The sequence below is a fragment of the Enterococcus sp. C65 genome, assembly GCF_040887165.1.
Classification (GTDB): Bacteria; Bacillota; Bacilli; order Lactobacillales; family Enterococcaceae; genus Enterococcus_B; species Enterococcus_B hirae.
Map to the genome: position 1 here is coordinate 1 of NZ_JBFOFG010000024.1, position 1,792 is coordinate 1,792.

The window sequence follows — 1,792 nt, forward strand, 5'->3', positions numbered from 1 at the left end:
TTCCTCCTCGTAAAATATCATTTGTCTAATAGTTTTTATTCAAAATGTTTCTAGATTATAAAATTTATTGAATAACACATTCCTAACGGAATTTGTTTCGATATTGTGTGATTTCTCAGAGTACAATGGATGTATGGAAAGGATCCAACGGGAATTTGCTATTTCCTCCTGTAGCGTTTGTCTACCCTGTTTAGTCTGTTACCCGAACCACTGTTATCACTACCAACTCATTAGCTGTTTCGATAATGGACTAGACTTTCAAATAGTAGTTTGGAAGGCAGCTTCTAGCTCTTTTATCACCGTATTCTATTAGGCGAGGTTGTGGCTATACAGTGAGTTTCTGGGAAATCCCACAGTATCGAAGCATTTTCCAAAATTTATATCGAAAGGAGGTCCTTCTTCCATGAAATTATTTGTCGGTATTGACGTTAGCTCTGAAAAACTAGATGTTTGTTTTTTAACAGACGACAATCAATTGTCTATCTTATCTGAAATCTCTGTTGCCAATGACATCGAAGGTGCTTCATTCATACGAGAAACAATTCTTGAATTCAATGACAGCTACCACTTTGATCAAATTGTGATTGGCATGGAGTCAACGTCCATGTACAGCTTCCATCCTTCCATGTTTTTTCATGAAGATGAGAAACTAAAGAAGCTCAACACACTTGTAACGATTGAAAATCCTTTTCGGGTGAAACAATTTAGTCGCATGTTTGATGAGAATAAAACTGATCGAAACGATGCATTAAGAATCGCTGATTTCTTGCGTATTCAACGATTCACAACTTCCCCTATCAAAGAAGAGAAATACATGGCCTTACAGCGTTTAACACGTACTCGCTATCAACTTATTAAGCAATTGATTCGTACAAAGCAACATTTTCTTGAAAATCTAACGTACAAATGTAATACGCTTGCTCGAGAAATGCGAGACGAATCGACGAGTCTTTTTAGTGCAACCCTCATTTCACTCATGACGGAAGATTTCACATTGGATGAACTTGCTGAGCTTCCTTTAGAAGCTTTCTGTGATTTACTTCAAGAAAAAGGAAAAGGCCGTTTCAAGCAACCAGAAAAAATCGCTAAAGCAATTCAACGTGCAATTACCATGAGTTACCGCCTAGGTGCTCTTGCACAAGAATCAATTAATGTTGTTTTAAGTGTTCTCGTACGAGAAATACGAGCACTTGAAAAAAATATCAAAGAATTAGATAAAGCCATCGAACAAGTAATTGTTGTCATTCCAGAATATCAATGCTTAACCAGTATTCCAGGCGTTGGTAAAGTCTATGCTGCCGGTTTAATCGCTGAAATTGGTCAAATCGAAAGATTTGAAGATCAGACAAAATTGGCAAAATACGCTGGATTAAGTTGGAAAGTGAACCAATCTGGAAACTATCAGTCGCAAAATACACCTCTGACAAAACAAGGAAATCGATATTTTAGATACTACTTAGTTGAAGCTGCCAACTCTGTAAAAAATTATCTTCCTGAATACAAAGCTTTTTATCAAAGTAAATATAAGGAGGTTCCAAAGCATCAACACAAACGTGCACTCGTCCTAACCGCAAGAAAATTTACGCGTCTGGTGGATACGCTACTACGTAAACACCAACTCTATACGCCACCAAGGAGTGTGATAGAGAAATAACAATCCGTTATTGACGCAAATCCTTGAATCAACCCGAAAAAAATTTGATTTTGATCGGGTCTAGTTTCGTGCGCTTCAAAACATATTACTCAATAAAGAAAATCTTAAATTTCATCTTGACTTATCACCATTAGACTA

General features: G+C 36.7%; 1 protein-coding gene. It reads left to right on the plus strand.

The features are described 5' to 3' along the window. Nucleotides 1–403: 403 nt before the first annotated feature. Nucleotides 404–1,654, plus strand: coding sequence for an IS110 family transposase (locus tag AB3I12_RS13270; protein ID WP_002297404.1), 1,251 nt, complete (start codon nucleotides 404–406; stop codon nucleotides 1,652–1,654). The last annotated feature ends 138 nt before the right edge of the window (nucleotides 1,655–1,792 follow it).